The sequence below is a fragment of the Streptomyces chiangmaiensis genome, from assembly GCF_036281785.1.
In the GTDB taxonomy this organism is placed as follows: domain Bacteria; phylum Actinomycetota; class Actinomycetes; order Streptomycetales; family Streptomycetaceae; genus Streptomyces; species Streptomyces chiangmaiensis.
In genome coordinates this window covers 1-3,526 of the sequence record NZ_JAYWVC010000418.1, presented here as the reverse complement: position 1 = coordinate 3,526, position 3,526 = coordinate 1, and the positions used below count along the sequence as shown (strand labels likewise).

Genomic DNA, 3,526 nt, shown 5'->3' with positions numbered 1-3,526 from the left:
ATGTCCGGAAACGGACGCGACTTGGCTGCACAGCTGTTCGTACGCCTCCAGGAACTGCTGCTGGGCTCCGTCATAGACGTCCACGAGTAGCACGACACGGAGTCTGGAGCCGTCGAAGACGGACTGGGAGACCCGCTTCGACACCTGTCGCGTCAGTGGTTCTGAAACACGTTCAGACGTTGTGGTCATCCTGCGCACTTCTCCTTCGCAAGGGGGGCAGAGGGCAACGTCGCACCACGGGTGACGCGACGTCAGCTTTCCTTGATCATGTGCCGATCACAGGGGGTGTGCGACTCGTATGAACCATGCGAGTGGGCTGCCCAGAGTTTCGGTAGAGACTCCGCGGAACCAGGGGCAGCTCAGATTGCAGCCCGCGCACGGTACGCGATAAACCTCCCCTCCAAAAACGCCTCCTTTTGGCGTAGATGCATGTCAGAGGGGCCGCCTGCGCCCATCTTGGCGTTCTCTCCGGAGCTGTGTTCGCAGGTTCGAATCCTGCCGGGGGCACTCGCCAGTCAGCCAGCAAAAATCAAGATCTGAGCAGGGCGAATGCCGAGATGCGAGAGTGGGATCCAGTCTCACTGGGTCCCACTCTCTCTCGTTGTCTCTCGGTGTTCGCGACACACCTCTGCGTCCCCTTGTCGGGGCCAGTTTCCATCAGCAGGCGGAGCGCTTCGGGCCCGCGGTGGCGCTGCGGCATCGAGTCCCGAGATCCATTCGCAGCGCGGATCGGTGTGTGCGCTGCTCGCGGGCCGCGGTGTGAGCAGACGGCGTTGAGGATGTTCCTCATGCCGGGCAGGTTGTCGTCGGACAGCAGGTCGCCAACGGTGATGACCCTCCCGTCGTGGATCACGACCAGCTCCACCTTCGCGAGCTCCTGGGTGTGAGAGCGAGCCCATCATGGACAGCGAGCGCTCCCTCGACCGCGTCATCGAGCACCTCGCCGCGCGCTTCCCCCACCACGACCCCGAGACCGTCGCCCAGACCGTGTACGCCACCTACGCCCGGCTGCGGGAAAGCGCCACGGTCACCACTCATCTGGCCGCGCTCACCCAGCGGCAAGCCGGGGACCCGCTCGCCTGCACGCTGCCCAAGCCCACCCAGCAGGCATAACCCCAGGCCGAGAAGGTCAGGCGGCTGCCGAAGCCCGCGGAGGCCAGGTCCTAGGTGTTCTGTCCCGGGAGCTTGTGGACGGTGATGCAGGTCTCGGCTGAGGGATCTTGAAATGGGCGAGGGCCTTCTGGCCTGGTGTGGATTGCGACATCTGCACCAGTGACCAGAAAGGCCCTCGTGCCACACCGTAATGCACCCCTGACCGAGACCGGACGTCTGCGTCTGGCCCGATGCGTCGTCGAGGACGGTTGACCCCTGCGACGGGCTGCCGAACGCTTCCAGGTCTCGCCCACCACCGCTCAGCGGTGGGCCGATCGCCACCGGGCCCTGGGCGCGGCCGGAATGGCCGACCGCTCCAGCCACCCACACCACAGCCCCCACCGGTCACCGACCCGCACCGAGCGGCGGATCATCAAGGTCCGTATCCAGCGCCGCTGGGGACCGGACCGCATCGCGCACCTGCTGCACCTGGCACCCTCGACCGTGCACCGCGTGTGCTGACCCGCTACCGCCTTGCCCGCCCGGCCTACAGCGAGATCCACACCGACGAACGCAAGGAAACCGCCACCGCCTTCTGGACCCGGGCCCAGGCATTCTTCACCTCCGCCGGGATCAGTATCGAACGCGTCCTGACCGACAACGGCTCCTGCTACAGGTCCCGCCTGTGGCGGGATGCCCTGACACCGGCCGGGATCACCCACAAGCGAACCCGGCCCTACCGGCCCCAGACCAACGGCAAGGTCGAACGCCTCAACCGCACCCTGCTCGACGAAAGGGCCTACGCCCGCCCCTACCGCTCGTACTGTGTCGCGCCGCTGGGCAGCTGCGGTTGCCCGATGCTGACCGTGCGGGACTGTAAATCGAATCTTGATGTCTTTGTCATGATCGCTCATCGTCAACAAGCGCAGGACCGCACGGGCCTTCGTCGCAGCGAGGTAGGCCAGACTCAGCCACGACAGCTCACGATGCCGTCCAGACGGTGAGCGGGTGGCAGTTTCACGGTGATCAGCCCCAGCCGTGTGGAACAGCGATCAAGACGGTGACCTTGGCGGATGATTTTTCGGCACCCGCAATGCCGCTTTACTTACGCAGACGGAATTATCGGCACCCACAGGCCGTCCAAGCCGCTCGCCCCGCCGGCTTGCCCATGTCGTAGACGACATATACGTTGGCTCCATGGCTGCCCTGTACGTCATCGAGGTCGAGCCCGAGGTCCGGGCCTGGCTGGAGCTCCTGCCCGGCAAGCTCTACCGCAAGGTCGAGGACTACGCCGAACTACTCGCCGAGCTGGGGCCACACACCCCGATGCCGTACGCCCGCCCGCTGCGCGACGGCGTGAACGAACTACGCCCCAGCCTGGACGGCGTCGCCACCCGGATCACCTACTGGATCACCGACGACCGCCGCATCGTGCTGCTCACCGTGTTCCGCAAGACCCGACCACACGAAGAAACCCAGATCAACCGGGCGGTCCAGGCGAAGAAGGAATGCGAAGCCGAGCACGGCCCGGCCCACAGCGAGTTCACCCGCGAGGAAAGCGAGTTCACCCGCGAGGAAGGAGACCACTGATGCAGCACAGCCGCTGGAAGCTGGCGCGGGAACGCAAGCTCGTCGACGGATACCGCGAATCGCCCCAGATCGAGCAGGAGCGCCAGGAGCACCGCCTGTCCATGGCCCTGGCCAAGGCCGTCTACGACCGCCGCACCGAGCTGGGACTGTCCCAGGCCGAACTGGCTGCCCGCACCGGCCTGACCCAGGCCAAAATCTCCCGCATCGAGGGCTCCGACACCATCCCCACCCTGCCTCTCCTCGCCAAGCTCGCCAAAGGACTCGACGCCTCACTCAACATCGCCATCGACGCCAACGACGCCCGTGTGACCCTCACCGCCCACAACGCAGCCTGACCCCGCCCCCGGCACACGACACGACCATCGACCCGAACCTCGGCTCCGGAATGGAACCGGCCCCGGCACCACCAAGGTCGAGACGCAAGCAAAGAGCAGCCGGCGTGAGACCGGGTGCATACGAGAGGAGTTGTCGCGTGCTCAGCCTGGATCTGCATCCGATCTTCCGGAACAACCGCGACATCGAGCTCGCCCTGCGCCAGTTCCTCTTCGCTGCCGTCCACTCCGGGGATCCGATCGCCGAGATCATCCCGGGGAAGGGGGCGGGACAGCTCCACAGGCGCGTCCTGGCCTTCCTCGACCAGAAGCACATCAGGAAGCTGTACGTGCGCCGGGAGACCGATCCGGGCAACACCGGCCGCGTGCTCGTGTACTTCACATAGCCACGCCCGTACCGCTTCAGAATTACTGCCGTACCGCTTCAGAATGGCTGCACCGGACCCGACCAGGAACGATGTTCTGCCGGGCCGGTAGGGCACCCTGGGTGCATATGCTCGCGGGACTGCTCT

General features: G+C 65.7%; 4 protein-coding genes and 2 pseudogenes. 5 read left to right on the top strand and 1 reads right to left on the bottom strand.

Translation table 11 applies throughout. From position 1 onward, the window contains the following. Positions 1-189, bottom strand: a pseudogene (locus VXC91_RS43580) (TcmI family type II polyketide cyclase); the annotation flags it as partial. A 711-nt stretch (positions 190-900) separates the two neighbouring features. Here VXC91_RS43580 and VXC91_RS43575 point away from each other — a divergent pair. From VXC91_RS43575 to VXC91_RS43555, 5 genes and pseudogenes are all read left to right on the top strand, one after another. Next, entirely contained in the window at positions 901-1,113 is a 213-nt protein-coding gene (locus VXC91_RS43575; protein WP_329512888.1) for a three-helix bundle dimerization domain-containing protein, read from the top strand. A gap of 177 nt (positions 1,114-1,290) precedes the next feature. After that, positions 1,291-1,913, top strand: a pseudogene (locus VXC91_RS43570) (helix-turn-helix domain-containing protein); the annotation flags it as partial. Between the two features lie 376 nt (positions 1,914-2,289). Continuing rightward, positions 2,290-2,682 (top strand): type II toxin-antitoxin system RelE/ParE family toxin, encoded by a 393-nt coding sequence (locus VXC91_RS43565; RefSeq protein WP_329512887.1) that lies wholly within the window; start codon positions 2,290-2,292, stop codon positions 2,680-2,682. Further along, positions 2,682-3,017: a helix-turn-helix domain-containing protein gene (locus VXC91_RS43560; protein ID WP_329512886.1), complete on the top strand. Its 336-nt coding sequence runs from the start codon at positions 2,682-2,684 to the stop codon at positions 3,015-3,017. Before VXC91_RS43565 ends, VXC91_RS43560 begins: the two co-directional genes overlap by 1 nt. 137 nt (positions 3,018-3,154) lie before the next feature. Beyond that, the gene (locus tag VXC91_RS43555; RefSeq protein ID WP_329512885.1) at positions 3,155-3,400 is read left to right on the top strand and encodes a Smr/MutS family protein; all 246 of its coding nucleotides are present in this window, start codon (positions 3,155-3,157) and stop codon (positions 3,398-3,400) included. The last annotated feature ends 126 nt before the right edge of the window (positions 3,401-3,526 follow it).

Coding starts and splice junctions, on each gene's coding strand:
- VXC91_RS43575 (WP_329512888.1), top strand. CDS start 901: ATGGACAGCGAGCGCTCCCTCGACCGCGTCATCGAGCACCTCGCCGCG.
- VXC91_RS43565 (WP_329512887.1), top strand. CDS start 2,290: ATGGCTGCCCTGTACGTCATCGAGGTCGAGCCCGAGGTCCGGGCCTGG.
- VXC91_RS43560 (WP_329512886.1), top strand. CDS start 2,682: ATGCAGCACAGCCGCTGGAAGCTGGCGCGGGAACGCAAGCTCGTCGAC.